The sequence below is a fragment of the Blautia sp. HCP3S3_C4 genome (assembly GCF_052064095.1).
Lineage (GTDB): Bacteria > Bacillota > Clostridia > Lachnospirales > Lachnospiraceae > Blautia_A.
Window position 1 is genome coordinate 74,574 of sequence record NZ_JBQHWF010000015.1, and the last position, 17,609, is coordinate 92,182.

Annotated in this window: 18 protein-coding genes and 1 pseudogene; all 19 read left to right on the forward strand. The window is 39.7% G+C overall.

Annotation, left to right across the window (positions count from 1 at the left end):
- Window positions 1-28 precede the first annotated feature (28 nt).
- The 19 genes and pseudogenes from argS to ACTNC6_RS13275 all read left to right on the forward strand — a co-directional run bounded on the left by argS (window position 29) and on the right by ACTNC6_RS13275 (window position 17,527).
- Window positions 29-1,795: an arginine--tRNA ligase gene (gene argS / locus ACTNC6_RS13185; protein ID WP_441044317.1), complete on the forward strand. Its 1,767-nt coding sequence runs from the start codon at window positions 29-31 to the stop codon at window positions 1,793-1,795.
- 423 nt (window positions 1,796-2,218) lie between these two features.
- On the forward strand, window positions 2,219-3,475 hold the full coding sequence (locus ACTNC6_RS13190) for a serine/threonine protein kinase (protein ID WP_441044318.1): 1,257 nt from the start codon (window positions 2,219-2,221) through the stop codon (window positions 3,473-3,475).
- Entirely contained in the window at window positions 3,459-4,487 is a 1,029-nt protein-coding gene (locus tag ACTNC6_RS13195; protein WP_441044319.1) for a hypothetical protein, read from the forward strand. The genes ACTNC6_RS13190 and ACTNC6_RS13195 overlap by 17 nt, the downstream gene beginning before the upstream one ends.
- 66 nt (window positions 4,488-4,553) lie before the next feature.
- Window positions 4,554-5,201 carry an HAD-IA family hydrolase gene (locus tag ACTNC6_RS13200; protein ID WP_441035708.1) on the forward strand — a complete coding sequence of 216 codons (648 nt, stop codon included), beginning with the start codon at window positions 4,554-4,556 and terminating at the stop codon, window positions 5,199-5,201.
- Between the two features lie 68 nt (window positions 5,202-5,269).
- On the forward strand, window positions 5,270-6,040 hold the full coding sequence (locus tag ACTNC6_RS13205) for a lysostaphin resistance A-like protein (RefSeq protein ID WP_441035707.1): 771 nt from the start codon (window positions 5,270-5,272) through the stop codon (window positions 6,038-6,040).
- Between the two features lie 44 nt (window positions 6,041-6,084).
- Window positions 6,085-6,852, forward strand: coding sequence for a pseudouridine synthase (locus ACTNC6_RS13210; RefSeq protein ID WP_128868038.1), 768 nt, complete (start codon window positions 6,085-6,087; stop codon window positions 6,850-6,852).
- Between the two features lie 216 nt (window positions 6,853-7,068).
- A complete protein-coding gene (gene rpsB / locus ACTNC6_RS13215) occupies window positions 7,069-7,812 on the forward strand; it encodes a 30S ribosomal protein S2 (protein ID WP_062807791.1) in 744 nt (247 codons plus the stop codon).
- A 100-nt stretch (window positions 7,813-7,912) separates the two neighbouring features.
- A complete protein-coding gene (gene tsf, locus ACTNC6_RS13220) occupies window positions 7,913-8,851 on the forward strand; it encodes a translation elongation factor Ts (RefSeq protein ID WP_019162109.1) in 939 nt (312 codons plus the stop codon).
- A gap of 273 nt (window positions 8,852-9,124) precedes the next feature.
- A pseudogene (locus tag ACTNC6_RS13225) lies at window positions 9,125-9,229 on the forward strand (ParA family protein); the annotation flags it as partial.
- 418 nt (window positions 9,230-9,647) lie between these two features.
- Entirely contained in the window at window positions 9,648-10,814 is a 1,167-nt protein-coding gene (locus ACTNC6_RS13230) for an acyltransferase family protein (RefSeq protein WP_441044320.1), read from the forward strand.
- A complete protein-coding gene (locus tag ACTNC6_RS13235; RefSeq protein WP_118331114.1) occupies window positions 10,807-11,223 on the forward strand; it encodes a helix-turn-helix domain-containing protein in 417 nt (138 codons plus the stop codon). The genes ACTNC6_RS13230 and ACTNC6_RS13235 overlap by 8 nt, the downstream gene beginning before the upstream one ends.
- A gap of 124 nt (window positions 11,224-11,347) precedes the next feature.
- Entirely contained in the window at window positions 11,348-12,115 is a 768-nt protein-coding gene (locus tag ACTNC6_RS13240; protein WP_441044321.1) for a zinc ribbon domain-containing protein, read from the forward strand.
- A gap of 206 nt (window positions 12,116-12,321) precedes the next feature.
- Complete coding sequence (locus ACTNC6_RS13245) at window positions 12,322-12,663, forward strand: nucleotidyltransferase domain-containing protein (protein ID WP_025576915.1); 342 nt, start codon at window positions 12,322-12,324, stop codon at window positions 12,661-12,663.
- Window positions 12,653-13,003 (forward strand): HEPN domain-containing protein, encoded by a 351-nt coding sequence (locus tag ACTNC6_RS13250; protein ID WP_441044322.1) that lies wholly within the window; start codon window positions 12,653-12,655, stop codon window positions 13,001-13,003. Before ACTNC6_RS13245 ends, ACTNC6_RS13250 begins: the two co-directional genes overlap by 11 nt.
- An 8-nt stretch (window positions 13,004-13,011) precedes the next feature.
- The gene (locus ACTNC6_RS13255; RefSeq protein ID WP_441036134.1) at window positions 13,012-13,275 is read left to right on the forward strand and encodes a hypothetical protein; all 264 of its coding nucleotides are present in this window, start codon (window positions 13,012-13,014) and stop codon (window positions 13,273-13,275) included.
- A 6-nt stretch (window positions 13,276-13,281) separates the two neighbouring features.
- Window positions 13,282-14,427, forward strand: a complete 1,146-nt coding sequence (locus ACTNC6_RS13260) for a glycosyl hydrolase family 95 catalytic domain-containing protein (RefSeq protein WP_441044323.1) — start codon at window positions 13,282-13,284, stop codon at window positions 14,425-14,427.
- Between the two features lie 275 nt (window positions 14,428-14,702).
- Complete coding sequence (locus tag ACTNC6_RS13265; RefSeq protein WP_008703676.1) at window positions 14,703-15,221, forward strand: RNA polymerase sigma factor; 519 nt, start codon at window positions 14,703-14,705, stop codon at window positions 15,219-15,221.
- Window positions 15,221-16,648 (forward strand): DUF4179 domain-containing protein, encoded by a 1,428-nt coding sequence (locus tag ACTNC6_RS13270; RefSeq protein WP_441044324.1) that lies wholly within the window; start codon window positions 15,221-15,223, stop codon window positions 16,646-16,648. The genes ACTNC6_RS13265 and ACTNC6_RS13270 overlap by 1 nt, the downstream gene beginning before the upstream one ends.
- 27 nt (window positions 16,649-16,675) lie before the next feature.
- On the forward strand, window positions 16,676-17,527 hold the full coding sequence (locus tag ACTNC6_RS13275; RefSeq protein ID WP_441044325.1) for a peptidoglycan binding domain-containing protein: 852 nt from the start codon (window positions 16,676-16,678) through the stop codon (window positions 17,525-17,527).
- The last annotated feature ends 82 nt before the right edge of the window (window positions 17,528-17,609 follow it).

Here is a 17,609-nt window from a genome sequence, read left to right on the forward strand (position 1 = left end):
AATAATATTTAGTTGAGGAGTTAATAGAATGAAGAAACTTATGGAGCAGATGGCGGAAGAACTTTCCGCAGCATTTGAAAAAGCCGGATACGACCCATACTACGGAAAAGTAACCGTATCCAACAGACCGGATCTTTGCGAATTTCAGTGCAACGGTGCTATGGCAGGAGCCAAAGCGTACAAGAAAGCGCCGTTTATGATCGCTGATGATGTAGTAGCATACTTAAAAGACAGCCGGGTTTTCTCCATGACAGAAGTCGTAAAACCAGGATTTATCAATTTGAAAGTAAAAGGTGAATTCCTTGCAGATTACTTAAAGGAAATGGCTGCAGACGAGAAACTTTCCGTATCAGCAGCAAAAGAGCCGAAAACAATCATCATCGACTACGGCGGACCAAATGTTGCAAAACCTCTTCATGTAGGACATCTTCGTTCTGCAATCATTGGTGAGAGTATTAAGAGAATTGGCCGTTTCGTAGGTCATAAAGTAATCGGTGATGTTCATCTGGGAGACTGGGGTCTTCAGATGGGACTGATCATTACAGAACTGAAACACAGAAAACCGGAGCTGGTTTATTTTGATGATTCTTATACGGGAGAATATCCGGAGAAAGCACCATTTACGATCAGTGAGCTGGAAGAAATTTATCCATGTGCAAGCGGCAAGTCCAAAGAGGATGAAGCGTACAGAAACGAAGCTCTGGAAGCAACTCATCTTCTTCAGCAGGGCAAACCGGGATACATGGCTCTCTGGAACCATATCATGAACGTATCCGTTACAGACCTGAAACGCAACTATGACAAATTAAACGTATCGTTTGATCTCTGGAAAAAGGAATCCGATGCACAGCCATATATTCCAGGAATGGTTGAGGAGATGAAAGAAAAAGGATTTGCCTATGTAGATCAGGGCGCACTTGTAGTAGATGTAAAAGAAGAGAACGACACAAAAGAGATTCCTCCATGTATGCTTCTGAAATCAGACGGAGCTTCTCTCTATACAACTACAGACCTTGCAACAATCGTAGAGCGTATGAAATTATTTAACCCGGATGAGATCCTGTATGTGGTAGATAAACGTCAGGAACTTCACTTCATCCAGGTATTCCGCTGTGCAAGAAAGACCGGGCTTGTAAAAGATGATACAAAGCTTTCCTTCCTTGGATTCGGAACCATGAACGGAAAAGACGGCAAACCGTTCAAGACAAGAGAAGGCGGCGTTATGCGTCTGGAAACTCTCATTAAAGACATCAACGAAGAGATGTTTACCAAGATTGTTGAAAATCGCAGCGTAAAAGATAAAGATGCGAAAGAAACTGCAGAGATCGTAGGGCTTTCAGCCATCAAATATGGTGACCTTTCCAATCAGGCTACCAAGGATTATATTTTTGATATTGACAGATTTACATCATTTGAAGGAAATACAGGTCCGTATATTCTGTATACAATCGTTCGTATCAAATCTATTCTGAACCGTTTCAAAGAAGAGGGTGGAAACCTTGAAGCAGGTGCAATCCTTGATCCTGTAAACGACAGTCAGAAAAACCTGATGCTTCAGCTGACAGGTTTCGGTGCAACTGTAGAGAACGCCTTTGAAGAAAAAGCACCGCATAAGATCTGTGCATATATTTACGAAGTATCCAATGCATTCAACAGCTTCTATCATGAGACAAAGATCCTTAGCGAAGAGAACGAAGCACAGAAAGCTTCCTTCATCCAGTTGCTGAAACTCACTAAGAAAGTTCTGGAGACGTGCATCGATCTTCTTGGATTCTCAGCACCGGACAGAATGTAAAAATAAAATTCAGCAATAAATCAACTTGTTGGTATACTAGTTACTGTTCACACACCACTATCCCGCGAGGCGTTTTGGCATGAATATGCCAAAATCCCGAGACATACAAGCCAAAATTTCATTGCCGCAGGCAATCTGGAATGAATTTTGGCTACGTTACTGAGAACGGAGTGAACAGTAACGTATACTAGGCCCTGTTTACATATATTGTAAATGGGGCTTTTCAAAAAGAACGAAATGTGCTATTCTGTATTTATCTAATCTATACGTGATGAAATTCTTCCATCATATTTTCCATTTTTATTTTAAACGAATTGTGAATATCTGCTTGGCTCAGATAAACTGCGGAGCAGTTATTCGGTTATGAGCAAGTAGCGAATCTGATGATTTTATCTGTTTGACAATTGAACAGGAGGTGAACCAGTGAATTTATCTGGAACTGTATTAAAAGGGCGTTACTGTATTCTGGAGCCTGTTGGAAAAGGCGGTGGAGGGAAAGTTTACCTTGCCAGAGATCTGGAACTAGGCGTTTTGTGGGCGGTAAAAGAAATACCGGCATACGGCAAAAGTGAAGCACGTATGCTTTTGAAGCTTTCACATCCGTCTCTGCCAAAGATGATAGATTATATAGAGGATAACCGGAAATGCTATCTTGTTATGGAATATGTCAAGGGAAAATCTCTGGGTGAGTGTTTAAGAGACGGAAAACATTTTTCCATAAATGAAATCATTAAATATGGAATGGAGATTTCAGAGGTATTCTCCTATTTTCATGGTCGGAAACCACCGGTTTATTTTGGGGATCTGAAGCCTGACAATCTGATGCTGGGTGAGAATGGCAGATTATACCTGATCGATCTGGGCGGTGCTGTAAATGGATATAAATATCATCATAAAGTATGCACAGGCACTGCCGGTTTTGCTGCGCCGGAACAATATGAGGGAAAGATAAATGCAGCAACAGATATTTATACATTTGGAAAAACATTATCTGCCTTATGTGGAAAAACAGATTATCTGTTATTCATCCGGAACATGTCATTATTCTGGCTTATTTTCAGATGCTGTATGAAGAAACCGGAAATGCGTTATCAAAATATGAAGATTGTACAGAAAAAACTAAGCAGAATCCAAAAGAGACAAAACCAGAGTATAATTAAAAATATGTTGGTTTTGGCAGGAAGTAGTATTGCTTTTGCAGTAATAACTGTTTTTCTTCTGTTTAGTTCTGATTTGGTATCCGGTTCCAAAACATTTGATTTTTATGAAGAGCTAACTGATATTACAGACCTTTATTATCAGGAAGAATTTCAAAATGGCAGTAAAGCAGACAGGGAAAAAATTTGTAAACAGGCAGATACCGGACTGCGAAAATTACAAAAACAATGCACAGAAAAAGAAGAGTCCCGAAAGATTTTGCAGCTTCTGGCTGTAAACAGTGAGTATCGGCAAAATTATGAAAATGCAGGATTCTACTATGAGCAAATGCTTCTTTATGATGAAACTTACAGAGCCGGATACGGTGAATATGGAATGTTCTTATTCCGTACCGGACAAAAGGAAGCCGGTCAGACACTATGGACAGAATATAAGTTGAAAGAAACAATGTTAGACGATACAGTCAGCAGAAATCTGAGATTGTGGGAAAAGGAGATGACTAAAAGTGAAGAAAAATCATAACAGACTCTGGATTGTGACATTTGTATGTTTATGCCTGTGCCTGACTTCGACTATTTCTGCCATGCAGATGGGAGGCTTTGATATTGATGTAGGAAATGGAGAAAGCAGTAGCTGGCAATGGCAGGAACAGCAGCAGTGGAATCAGAGCAGTTGGGAGAATACGTGGGAAAATAACTGGCAGACTGAAGACAACACATCAGAAACTCCTGTACAGAACAATCAGACCCAGGACAATGGATATCAGTATGATTCTGATACAGGAAACGGAACACAGGATAATATACAGCAATGGGATGGTGTACAACAGAATAACACTGACTGGAATAACGGCAGTCAATGGAACAGTGATTCTCAGTGGGATAATAATTTTCAGGATAATAATGTCCAGAATAATAATGCACAGAATAATAACGTTCAGAGTAATAATGCTTGGAATAATAATTCTGCAGGGAATAATCAATCTCAGACGGGTAACAATATGCAGGCAACATCCCAGACGGATAATGAATCCACTGTTAAGATGCCAGAAAATCCCGCTCCAACATCAACACCTGTACCAACACCCAAACCTACGAAACATCCGAAGCCAACAAAAACGCCTAAATCAACTCAGACACCAACGCCTAAGTCATCAAAAAAGAAAAATAAGAAGAAACAAAATAAAGTAAAGAAAACAGAAAAAGAAAACACGAAGACAGATAATTCCAAAGTGCTTCAAAATAAAGAAGACCAGGGGAATACTGCTGAATACACGCATGTAAAAGATGAATCTGTTAAGTTTTATTGCATACAAAATACAGATAGCTCCCATACCCCGCAAATTCAGATAATATCTCAAGGCTCCGTTCAGATTCTGTCTTTTCGGATTAACAAAACAGAATGTCCCTGGCATTGGGAAGGAGACAGGATCATACCGGAGACAGAAGATAAAAATGTAAAAGAAATAGAATTGTTGGTTATTTCTCAAGGTGGAAAGCTGATAAAAATGGATCCCTGGATTTTTTCTGCATAGACGCTTCAGGAAAACAATGATATAATCTATCATATTATATCAATTTTTCTGAGACAGGAGGAATCTATGTACAAAGTAATTTTGTTTGATTTAGATGGAACATTAACAGAATCCGGAGAGGGTATCACCAAGTCTGTTCAATATGCACTGGAGAGAATCGACAAGCCTGAACCAGACCTTGAGAAACTGAAGGTTTTCGTAGGACCGCCGCTTATGGAAATGTTTAAGAAATATGCGCAGATTGACGAAGAAACTGCAAAAAAAGCAGTGGAAATTTACAGAGAACGTTATTCTGTAACAGGAATTTTTGAGAATGCAGTATATCCGGGAATTGAGGACATGCTGGCACAGCTAGAGAAGAAAGGGTATATTCTTGCGGTAGCATCCTCTAAACCGGAAGTATATGTGAGACAGATTCTGGATCATTTTGGACTTGCCCGGTACTTTACAGAAATCGGCGGAAGCGAAATGAATGGTCGAAGAACAAACAAGACAGAAGTGATCGAAGAAGTTCTGAAGCGTCTGAATATGGACAAACACAGAGATCAGGTTATTATGGTCGGAGATAAAGAACATGATGTATACGGAGCACGCAAAGCAGGTCTGGAATGTATTGCGGTTTCTTTTGGATATGGAACAGAAGAAGAGCTTAAAAAGGCAGAACCTCTGAAAATTGTTGATTCTGCAGAAGGAATCGTAGATTTTTTCGCCTGAGCCCTCTGCGAAAACAAAATATTGTTTCTAAAATCTGGAGGGCAGGATATCCGGCAGGAATTCATTTTGTGATTTCGCAGATCGTTGCAGGAACTGCGCTGGCAGTATTTGCAAGAACAGCAGGGAATTCGGCAGAGGCGTACTATAATCACACGATTTTTCTCACAGGCTTAACAGGAATCCTGGCTATGATCCCGGCATTGTATTTTTATGGAAGAGATAAAGTCAGAAGAATTGCCGGCGGCCTGATCCCAGCGCAAAAAAAAGTATCGCTTTCTATATCGGAAATAGTTCTTTTGCTTCTGGCAGGAGCCGGACTTGCACAATATGGAAACTTTTTGATGGCAATACTTCAGTCATTTATCAACAGCACCACCTATCAGGAGAGCATGACCAGAATTACAGAAGGAAAATCACTTTTTATGATGATTTTCTGGATGGGAATCGTTGCGCCGGCAGCAGAGGAAATGATCTTTCGCTGGTTAATCTATCTGCGTCTTCGTGACTGGATGAAGCTGCCGGTGGCAGCAGTGATTTCCGGAGTGATCTTTGGTATTTATCACGGAAATATGGTGCAGGGAATATACGCAAGTATCCTTGGAACAGCATTTGCATGGATACTGGAAATGAGTGGAAATATTTACAGCAGTATGTTGCTTCATATGGGGGCCAATATCTGGTCACTGGTAATTACAGAATATGCACTGGATATGTTTTCCATGAAATATGGTGTACAGATTTTGATATTGATCTATCTGATTCTGCTGGCCAGCGTAGTGTACTGTCTTACTCATTTTGAAAAAATGTACAGTGTAAGAAAAAAGAAGAGAATGATATAAAAAATCTGCCATAGAAAGCAGATGATGATTAACAGGAGAATGTAATGGGAAAAGCAGTTCGTCTGGATAAGTTTCTGGCAGATGCAGGAGCAGGGACCAGAAGTGAGGTAAAAAAATATATTCAAAAGGGAAAAGTCCAGGTCAATGGTGTGCCTGTAAAGAAACCGGAGATCAAGGTCAGTGAAGAGGATGAGATAATTCTGGATGGAAACAGAATTTCCAAGGCATCGGAATTTGTCTATTATCTTCTGCATAAACCTGCAGGTTATGTCAGTGCAACAGAGGATAAGCGGGACAGAACAGTGATGGAACTGGTGCCATCAGACAGGAAAGGCATGTTTCCGGTAGGGAGACTGGATAAAGATACAGAAGGTCTGCTTCTGATCACAGATGACGGAGCACTGGCACATGAACTTCTTTCTCCGAAGAAACATGTAGACAAAACTTACTATGCTGTCACAGATGGGTGCATGACAAAAGAAGATGTACAGAGATTTGCTGAGGGCCTGGAGATCGGAGAAAAAAAACCGACTATGCCTGCAAAACTGGAAATCCTCAGTACCAGAAAAGTAGAAGAGACAGAACTGGAACAGTATCCGTCAGGTTGGTCTTCGGAGATTCAGCTTATGATCAAAGAGGGCAAATTTCATCAGGTGAAGCGAATGGCAGAAGCAGTAGGAAAGAAAGTGGTCTATCTGAAACGAATTTCCATGGGAGTATTAACATTGCCGGATGACCTGAAAAAAGGTGAATGCCGTCAGCTGACTGCTGAAGAAGAAAAAAAACTGAAAGACAGCATTGGCAGATCTTGAAAAACCTGTAAAAATAATAAAAAATTTGCAAAAAACCCTCTTTACATGGAGGGTTTTTGTATGCTATACTACAGAAGTTGCGAGTCATGCGCATCTATTGCGTGTGCAAAAATATACACGTTCGGAGATTCCCGCGGATGGTGCCCTGCGGTGTGAGGCTGGGTCCCCAGGAAAAAGAACCGGGCGGAAGAAATTAACCAAAAAAGGAGAACAAACATGAGCGTTATTTCAATGAAACAGCTTTTAGAAGCAGGCGTACATTTCGGACATCAGACAAGAAGATGGAACCCTAAAATGGCTCCATACATCTACACAGAGAGAAACGGTATCTACATCATCGACTTACAGCAGTCTGTAGGTATGGTTGACGATGCTTACAATGCAATCGCTGATATCGTAGCAGACGGTGGAAACATCTTATTCGTAGGAACAAAGAAACAGGCTCAGGATGCTATCAAAACAGAAGCAGAGCGTTGCGGACAGTTCTATGTAAACGAGAGATGGTTAGGTGGTATGCTTACAAACTTCAAAACTATCCAGAGCCGTATTGCAAGACTGAAACAGATCGAAGCTATGGAAGCTGATGGAACATTTGACGTTCTTCCTAAGAAAGAAGTTATTGAGCTGAAAAAAGAACTTGCCAAATTACAGAAAAACATTGGTGGTATCAAAGAAATGAAGAGACTTCCAGATGCAATCTTCATCGTAGATCCTAAGAAAGAAAGAATCTGCGTACAGGAAGCTCATACATTAGGAATCCCGCTTATCGGTATCTGCGATACAAACTGTGATCCGGAAGAACTGGATTATGTAATTCCTGGTAACGATGATGCAATCCGTGCAGTAAAATTAATCGTTTCCAAAATGGCAGACGCTGTTATCGAAGCAAAACAGGGTACTGCAGATGTAGACGGTGAAATCGAAGCTGAATCTGAAGAGTTCGCAGCTACAGAAGAATAATTTTTTGAACCAGTACAGGAAAGCCGACAGGCTTTCCTGTCATTGAAAAAGGAAAAGCCCCTCCGGGCGATTTACGAATATTATTCAGGAGGAAAATGAAATGGCTATCACAGCAGCACAGGTAAAAGAATTAAGAGAAATGACCGGCGCCGGAATGATGGATTGTAAGAAAGCTCTTACAGCTACAGAAGGTGATATGGATAAAGCAGTAGAATTCCTTCGCGAAAAAGGTCTTGCTACAGCACAGAAGAAAGCAAGCCGTGTAGCAGCAGAAGGTCTTTGCAAAACTTTAGTTTCCGAAGACGGAAAGAAAGCAGTTGTTGTAGAAGTTAACGCTGAGACAGACTTCGTAGCTAAGAATGAAAAGTTCCAGAACTACGTTGCAGATGTAGCAGCTCAGGCTATGAACACAACAGCAGCAGATATCGATGCTTTCCTTGCAGAAGCATGGGCACTTGATACAACTAAGACTGTTAAAGAAGCTCTTGCAGCTCAGATCGCAGTTATCGGCGAGAACATGAACATCAGAAGATTTGCTCAGGTTACAGAAGAGAACGGTTTCGTTGCTTCCTACACACATATGGGCGGTAAGATCGGTGTTCTTGTAGACGTTGAAACAGACGTAGTTAACGATGCTGTTAAAGAAATGGCTAAGAACGTAGCAATGCAGATTGCAGCTCTGAAACCACAGTATACAAGTGACAGCGAAGTAAGTGCAGAATACATTGAGCATGAGAAAGAAATCCTTATGGCTCAGATCCAGAACGATCCTAAGGAATCCCAGAAACCTGCTAAGGTTATCGAAGGAATGATCACAGGACGTATCAAAAAAGAGCTTAAAGAAATCTGCCTTCTTGACCAGACATACGTTAAAGCTGAAGATGGAAAACAGTCTGTAGCTAAATACGTAGAGCAGGTTGCTAAAGAAAACGGTGCTAAGATTACTGTTAAAGGTTTCGTACGTTACGAGACAGGTGATGGTATCGAAAAGAAAGAAGAGAACTTTGCAGAAGAAGTTGCAAAGCAGATGGGTAAATAATCTGTAAAGATTAATTTTCTATTTAGATTTAAGTATTTATAGGCCCTGAGAGTCTTATAAACACTATGTTTTAGAAGTGATTATAAGATTTTCAGGGCTTTTTTTCTCTATTTTTTTCTAAAAAGTCTAAATTATCTTCAGGCATCACTGAAAATCATCAAAAAATGCAATTAGTTGAGTACAAAATGAGTAAAAGTATAGGCATGTAATCTTCAGCGAAGTTTACTCAAGTTATCAGCGATTTTATTATAGCAATCCTCGTAAATAATGCATAAATATGATTATATATTGATCGACTGTATGCCGTCACTGGGGATGGTAACGATTAATGCACTGGTGGCTGCTGATTATGTATTGATTCCAGTGGAAGCTGCATATAATGTTGATAATCAATCATTTAGAGAGTTGAAGGAAGGAGAAAAAGGAATACTGACTTATCAGGGTACAAGGTATCTGGGGGTTAAAATAATTTTATATTCTTGCATTTCTTCGTGCATCCTTTAATTCTGTGATTTTGCGAAAAGCATCTTCCAGTGGCAATTCACGACCAGCTTCCATATCATCAATTCCCCGGTCTAATATGCAGAGAAGATGATTGTATTCCCGGCTTTTATCGGTTATAGGGATTTTTTTGTTAATTCCATGAAATCATTCCAATCATACGGTTTATAAATAGTGTAGTCAGATTGCAGGGAATCTTGGAATGACTAAGGGAGCGTTATACAGACATTATGAAAATAAGCTGTAAACGAAAGTATAGCATAATGCAATGATTTTTAACAAAAATCAGTAGAAAATGTTAAGGAAAGTTGGTCGTAAGACCACTCTTTTTATGCTAAAATATGTTAAAAATAATTGCAAAGGTGGGAAAAGTATGGATAGCACAAGAAGAATATATTTGGATAATATTCGCTGGATTACGGTTTGCATTGTTGTAATTTATCACGTGATTTATATGTACAATGGTGTCCAGCTGTTTGGAGTAATTGGTCCGTTTAAAAAACAACAGCTGCAGGATGCTCTCCAATATCTGGTATATCCCTGGATGATGGCTTTGTTATATACGGTGTCTGGTATGACAGTCAGATATTATCTGGAAAAGCATAATTTAAAAGAATTTATCCGAGATAAAACACGCAAGTTGTTGGTTCCTTCCACCGTCGGACTTTTTGTATTTCAATGGATACTGGGATATTATAATATGAAAATCAGCGGTGCTTTTGAAAGTTTTGAGTCAGTTCCAGGAATAGTTCGGTATGTGATCATGGCTATATCAGGAATCGGTGTTCTTTGGTATATACAGGTGTTATGGATTTTTTCGATGCTTCTGCTATTAGTGAGAAAAATTGAAAGGGATCGTATCTGGAAAAAAGGAGAAAAAACACCAGTATGGCTGCTGGTTTTGTTAACTGTCTTTGTATATGGATTCTCACAAGTTCTTAATACCCCGATAGTAACTGTGTACCGGTTTGGAATTTACGGGTTTTGTTTTTTTACAGGTTATTTTATTTTTTCACATGATGAGGTTGTTGAGCGTTTAAGTAAATGGTGGGGGATTTTTCTGATCGCAGCTGGTGCAACAGGAATATTCTACACTATATATTATTTTGGTGAAAATTATGCGGTAGAGCCTGTGCTTAATAATCTGCCTGCCTGTATTTATTGTTGGTTTTCAATTCTTGCAATTTTGGCATTTATGAAAAAATATGGAAATTCAGAAAACAAAGTATCAAGATGGATGTCAAAAAAATCCTGGGGAATTTATGTTTTTCATTATCTTTCATTAGCTTGTGTAGCTTATTACCTGAGGTGTTTTGCTTCAGAACTTTCGGCAGGTATTGTATATATAGTCGTGGGAATCAGTGCATTTGCAGGTGCATTGCTTTTATATGAAATCATCAGTAGAATACCGATTATCCGCTGGTGTGTATTAGGTCTGAAAAAGGAGAAAAAACATGTTTAAAGATAACCTTGTATCCGTACGTAAAATGCATGGCTTTTCACAGGATGAATTGGCTGAAAAGATTGGTGTAAGCAGACAGACACTTTCAAAATACGAAACAGGAGAATCCTTACCTGATATTGAGAGGTGTAAGCTCCTGGCAGAAGTATTGGATGTAAGTCTGGATGAACTGGTAAATTATGACAGAGAAAACAGCAATAATCTTGGCCTGGGTGTACCACCAAAGGGAAAGCATGTTTTTGGAATCACGAAAGTGGGAGAGAAAGGTCAGATTGTGATACCGGCAAAAGCAAGAAAAATATTTGATATTCAGCCAGGTGATAATCTGATCATACTGGGCGATGAAAGTCAGGGAATTGCTATTATCAAAGAAAAAAGACTGATGGAAATATTAAACGGAAATGAATAAGAACACTTTACTTTACGTAGGTTGTTGCCACACAGATATTGCAATACAATAGATTATGGCAACAGCAGGTTGCTTTTCAGACTGCAGATTTATCGATATGATAAAGATAACGGAGGTGACGACTATGGAAACAAAAAAGATAATTCTTAAACTTAGAACAGAAAGAGGAATGTCACAGGACGAGCTGGCAAATAAAGTTATGGTGACGAGACAGGCAGTATCCCGTTGGGAAAATGGAGACACAGTCCCGAATACTGATACCCTTAGACTTCTATCAAAAGAGTTTGGTGTCTCCATCAATACGCTTTTGGGAGAACCCAGAAAGCTGATCTGCCAGTGTTGCGGGATGCCAATTGATGATGATTCTATCTTGGGACGTGATAAAGATGGTACATTAAATGAGGAGTATTGTAAATGGTGCTATGCAGATGGAACATACACATATAATGATATGGATGAATTGATTGATGTGTGTGTAAAGAATATGGTAAATGAAAACTTTACAGAAGAACAGGCACGCTCTTATTTGAAGGAAATGCTTCCAAAGTTAGATTACTGGAAAAGATATGATGAACTTAGTGACAATGGTCAGTTTGAAGAGTTTAAAATGCAATTGATAAACGAAATAAATGATCTGCATATCGACGGACTTCCAAGAGTAGACAAGCTAAATGCACTTGTGGGGAAATATGTGAATCTGGAATATACTCTGCCTAATGGACAAAAAGTGAAATTCCTTGATGATCAGAAAACCTATCTGGGGAACCAACTGGAGCCTGAATTTGGAGGAGATAGGTGCTTCGGTATTTTGGCAAGTATGGATTTTATTCTGGTATGTACATATGAGAAGGATGGTGAAAATCCAGAGCTGTTGATTTACAAAAAGAGATAATATAAGCAAAAAGAAAATGCTTGATACTAATTTTGAAAGAATGCCGTAAATACGCGCTTTTCCGGGCATATTGGCAGGAGTCTGTGACAATCTTGTGACAAATGCGGGAAAAATATGAATTTACAGTGTGAGAAAGCAGTAGAAAAGATATAGTGGTTCGGTTATAATAAAGAAAAAAGTATCGAAGCAGGAAAGGAGAAAACATTATGCCGGTAACAATAAAAATATTGTTGGATCAGTATACCGAAATATTACGGAAGATATATGGAAGTCATTTAAAGACAGTAATTTTATATGGATCCTATGCAAGGGGAGATTATAAGGCAGATTCTGATATAGATATAATGATTCTCCTGGACTTGTCAGACATAGATATTAAACAGTATCGCCATGAATTGTCAGGAGAAACTTTTGATTTCAATATGGATCATGACCTTGATATTAAACCGATAGCAAAAAGCCAACAGCATTTCCAGAACTGGGTTGATGTATACCCATTTTATGCGAATGTAAAGAAAGAAGGGGTGAAACTGTTTGATGCAGCCTAATGAAAAGGGAACGCAGAAAGATTTGGTACTGTATCGTATCGAAACCTCTAAAAGTGATATTAAGGCAGCCGAAATCCTTTTTGCAGCTAAAGAATTCCGTGGAGCAAATAACCGGGCATATTATGGGATTTACCATGCAATATCAGCTGTGCATGCGCTGGATGGTAATGCGTATAAAAGACATAAAGATGCTCTGGCGAATTTCAATAAGAATTATGTAAAAACGGAGATTTTTCCGAGAAAGCTTGGAAAGAAAATTGTTGAATCAGAAGAAATCCGTCATGCCAGTGATTATGATGATTTCTATATAGCGACAAGAGAAGATTATTTATCACAGTAATCCTGCCATTGCTGAAACCGGTACTTGCAACCACTGGTATTCTGAGTTTCATGTGGGTATGGAATGAACTTCAGATTCCAATGTACTTGCTGAATTCATCATCTAAATGGACGCTTCCGCTTTCAGTATATAATTTCTACGGACAGTACAGCCATAGCTGGAATCTGGTATGTGCGGACGTTGTTCTTGTATCCCTGACAGTTATCCTTGTCTACATTTTTGCACAGAAGTGGGTAATCGAAGGAATGACAGCAGGAGCAGTGAAAGGATAAAAAAGAATGGACCATTGGATATTGAGCTACAAAAGCCCGGCAGAAGCCTGGAATGAGGCACTGCCGCTGGGAAACGGAACTCTTGGAGTGATGTCCTATGGCCGTCTGGAAAATGAAACGCTTGAATTGAATCTTGATACTTTATGGTCCGGTGACGGCAGTTCAAAGCTGAATAAAAACGGTCATGCTGACCTTGGGCATATCTGGGAACATTACTGCTATACAGAAGACCTGGATTTCCTGAAAGACAGGGCATATCCGGTGATCGAGGGAGCCGTAAAGTTCTATCTTGGGTTCCTGTTCCCATATGGGGGATACTATGTTACCGGACCTTCCACTTCCCCGGAGAACCGTTTCTGTGGAGGAGATGGAAAATCCCACAGTGTGGGAATGGCATCCACCATGGATATCAGCATCCTGAAAGAATTGTTTGGGTATTACCTGAAAATCTGTAACATCCTGGATATAGAGGGAGAGACAGCGGATGTAAAACGGGTACTTTCAAAACTGCCGCCATTTAAGACGGGAAGCTTTGGACAGATCCAAGAATGGTTCCTGGATTATCCGGAAACAGAGATCCATCACCGCCATGTATCCCATCTGTATGGCCTTTATCCCGGAAGCCTGATCACAGAAAACACCCCGGAACTTCTGGAAGCCTGCCGGGTGTCACTGGAAAGGCGCGGGGACGAAGGAACCGGATGGTGCATGGCATGGAAGGCATGCCTCTGGGCCAGACTCCGGAACGGGGAACATACACTGGGGCTTTTGAAAAACCAGTTCCGTTATACCAGGGAGGAAAATATCTCCTGTGTGGGAGGCGGCATTTATCCCAACATGCTGTGTGTAAACCCGCCATTCCAGATCGATGGGAATTTTGGCTTTGCAGCTGCAGTTGCAGAGATGCTTATCCAGAGCAGGAAAGGGCATATCCTGTTGCTTCCGGCACTTCCGGATGAATGGAAGAATGGAAAAGTCCGGGGAATGAAGGCACAGGGTGACATCACAGTTGATTTCGAATGGAGAGAGGGCAGGATACACAGGGTTCGCCTCTGTTCTTCCCATGAGCAGAAAGTAACGCTGGAATGTAATGGAATTTCGAAAATAATATTTATAAAACCTGATAGGACAGAGGACATGATTTTTGATTGATCTGTCCTTAGGGGCTGGAATCATTGGAAGCCGTATCATGTAAAAATACATGGTACGGCTGCTTTTAGTGCCTGGAATATTTTATAGCACCTTGACTGATAATCATGAAAAGCATGAAAGTGTTCAAACTAATCTTTTGGGGATTTTCTGAGATTGTTAAAATAAATTGCAACTTTTTTGGGAGTTTGCACGTCTAATAAGTAGAAGCACATAAAGAAAAGCTTTTATACAATATTTCCTGATGACCGGTCTGATATAGGAGAAGGGAGACGACAATGAATGAGATTTTGATACGAAAAGCAAAGAAAGGCGATAAAGATGCTTTTTGTCGGCTTATAGATGAGAATGTACAGAGTATGTACAAGGTTGCAGCGGCATATCTGAAAAATGATGAAGATGTTGCGGATGCAATACAGGATACGATTCTTTCCTGCTATGAAAATTTGAAAAGTCTGAAACAGAACAGATATTTCAAGACATGGATGATCCGAATTCTGATCAATAAGTGCAAGGACATGATACAGAAGAAAAAGCTGGTTACTTATACGGATCAGATGCCGGAAACGCCTTTTCACGAAGAAAAATATGCAGCAATGGAATGGATCCAGGCCTTAGAGCCATTGGACAGTAAATACCGCTTGGTTGTTCTTCTATACTATATGGAAGGATTTGGTATCCGGGAAATCAGTGACATTCTGGATATGAAGGAAAGCACTGTAAAATCTCGGCTTTATCGTGGCAGAAAACAGATTGCAGAGATGTATGGATATAAGGTTAAGGAGGGACGTGCCTAATGATGACTTTAAATTATAATGAGAAAGACTTCCAGAAAAAACTTCAAAAGGACATAGAAATGCCGGAAATCGTGCATGAACATATTAATCAGGCATATCGTTTGATTGAAAATAACGCTGTTTTACAGAAAAAAGCATCAAAGGATCCATATCATTGGATGAAAAGTGGAGGCAGGATAGCAGGAGGGATGGCAGCGGTACTGGCAGTAGGATTTGTATTCTGTGCAATCAATCCGGTAATGGCAAAAAATATCCCGGTTGTAGGAGGACTCTTTGAAATTTTACAGGATAATGTGAGTTTCTTTGGTGACTTTTCAGATCATGCAACAACTTTGGAAGCTGTTGATGGAACGAAGACAGATAGCAGTGAAACAGACGGAGCCAAGACAGATTATGCCAATAATGATACTATTTACACTAAGACAGCAGATGGGCTGACAATTACATGTTCTGAGGTATATGCAAACAGCCAGGCAATTTATGTGACTATGCAGTTTAAAAGTGATAAACCGTTCCCAGAAACAGAAACTGGGGCGGAAAGTGGAACACCAGTCATTGATCTGGATATGACAGGGGGTGTGGACTTTAATTCAGAGGCTAGCCCGGTAATTGACGGTCAAGTGGAAGGAAAATTTCTGGATGATAACACCTATGCATGTATTTTCCGTTATGATTTGGCTGAAGCCGCAAAAGATTATACGGAATATAATGAGAAATACAATGAAATGACACAGCAGGTAATGGATGAGATGGGAATAACTCAGGCGGACTTAGATGATCAGACGGATGAAGGTTATGCGCTGCTGGAAGAGTTTATCAATAAATTGTCTGAACGTGGTGGAGAATATCAGAAGTACATTAAAGATATTGATATTCCAGATACCTTTAACCTGCATCTGGATATTACCAAGGTAAGAGGACTGGAAGCAAACTATCAGTGGTCAGAAGAGGATGAGAAAAAATATGGAAGGGATGCTGGATACTACAAATATGAAGGTGACTGGAGCTTCGATATCCCGGTTACGGTAGATGATTCCCAGACAGAAGTATTGGAACTCAATGATACAAACGATGCAGGTATTGGACTTAAATCGGTGATTCGTACTCCATATGAATTGACGGTAAATGAACTTTATAAGGAAGGTTCCAACAGTGATTGCTTTATGGTAGCTCTTGATGCCAATGGAAACACACTTCCGTACAATGAGTCTACTGGAAACTGTAATAACTTCGCAATTCAGGACAGAGATATTTCTACGGTAGACATTTATTTTCTGGATTATGTCCAGTATATGGATGAATTGAAAGGTCAGCAGAATTTTGATAATCCTACGAAAGAGGATGGACAAAAATGGAAAAAACTTCTGGAGGAGAATGCGAAGTACCATAAGACATTGCATTTTGACAATGACAATGTAAAAAACTAGTTGATGTAAAAGAAAGATGAATAAGATATGAGACAAAAAGAAGTGATGGGGCAATCAATAAGAACTTCAAAATCGGCAAGACCCGGAACAATTACTTATGTGCCGATAGACAAGTCTGAATTCAGATCTACTGTATCTTCAGACAAAAAGAAAAACAAAATTATGAAAATAGTTGTAATGCTTATAGTGACGATTTTGGTTATGAGCTGTTGTGTGTATGCAGGTATATCTTATTATTACTCATATCACTTCTTTTTGGGTACGACCATCAATGGAATTGACAGTTCAAATAAGACAGCTTATGAAGTTGAGCAGGAGATTGCAGGGAAAAAGGATAACTATGTTATTCAGGTAAGTGCAAGGATGCAGGAACCTCAGACTATTACAGGTAAAGACATTGATTATCAATATGTATCCAGTGGGGAAATCCTTCAGCTGCTGAAGACTCAGAAACCATGGGAATGGATCAGAGGTTTTTTTGAAACGAAAAATTGTATGGTTCAAGAAGAGACTGTTTTCAGTCGGGAAAAGCTGGAGGAACAGGTAAGTTTATTAAATTGTGCCCAAAAAGAGAATCAGATAGCACCGGAAAATGCATATGTAAGTTTTTCTAATTCAGAATTTACTATTGTTCCAGAGACAGAAGGCAGTGAATTAAATGCCAAGGAAGCTTATCAGATGATAAGCGGAGCAATTGATAATGAGGCGGCAGATGTAGATCTGGGAAGTAATCCAAAGGCTTATAAGAAAGCAGATGTGACGAGAGATAGTTCAGAACTTCAGAATATGGTAAATATGTATAATAGCCTGGCAAAAGCAAATATCACATATACATTTGGAGATGAAATGGTAACACTCGATGGGAATACCTGTTATTGACCTCTTAAAATAGCGTAATAATGATTACCTTGCGTGTCTCTGGATTGTTCTGTATACTGTCATCAGTTTACAGAAAGAAAAA

Coding starts and splice junctions, on each gene's coding strand:
- ACTNC6_RS13245 (WP_025576915.1), top strand. CDS start 12,322: ATGCCGGTAACAATAAAAATATTGTTGGATCAGTATACCGAAATATTA.
- ACTNC6_RS13240 (WP_441044321.1), top strand. CDS start 11,348: ATGGAAACAAAAAAGATAATTCTTAAACTTAGAACAGAAAGAGGAATG.
- ACTNC6_RS13200 (WP_441035708.1), top strand. CDS start 4,554: ATGTACAAAGTAATTTTGTTTGATTTAGATGGAACATTAACAGAATCC.
- ACTNC6_RS13230 (WP_441044320.1), top strand. CDS start 9,648: ATGTTAAGGAAAGTTGGTCGTAAGACCACTCTTTTTATGCTAAAATAT.
- rpsB (WP_062807791.1), top strand. CDS start 7,069: ATGAGCGTTATTTCAATGAAACAGCTTTTAGAAGCAGGCGTACATTTC.
- ACTNC6_RS13235 (WP_118331114.1), top strand. CDS start 10,807: ATGTTTAAAGATAACCTTGTATCCGTACGTAAAATGCATGGCTTTTCA.
- ACTNC6_RS13275 (WP_441044325.1), top strand. CDS start 16,676: ATGAGACAAAAAGAAGTGATGGGGCAATCAATAAGAACTTCAAAATCG.
- ACTNC6_RS13210 (WP_128868038.1), top strand. CDS start 6,085: ATGGGAAAAGCAGTTCGTCTGGATAAGTTTCTGGCAGATGCAGGAGCA.
- ACTNC6_RS13260 (WP_441044323.1), top strand. CDS start 13,282: ATGGACCATTGGATATTGAGCTACAAAAGCCCGGCAGAAGCCTGGAAT.
- tsf (WP_019162109.1), top strand. CDS start 7,913: ATGGCTATCACAGCAGCACAGGTAAAAGAATTAAGAGAAATGACCGGC.
- ACTNC6_RS13265 (WP_008703676.1), top strand. CDS start 14,703: ATGAATGAGATTTTGATACGAAAAGCAAAGAAAGGCGATAAAGATGCT.
- argS (WP_441044317.1), top strand. CDS start 29: ATGAAGAAACTTATGGAGCAGATGGCGGAAGAACTTTCCGCAGCATTT.
- ACTNC6_RS13250 (WP_441044322.1), top strand. CDS start 12,653: ATGCAGCCTAATGAAAAGGGAACGCAGAAAGATTTGGTACTGTATCGT.
- ACTNC6_RS13270 (WP_441044324.1), top strand. CDS start 15,221: ATGATGACTTTAAATTATAATGAGAAAGACTTCCAGAAAAAACTTCAA.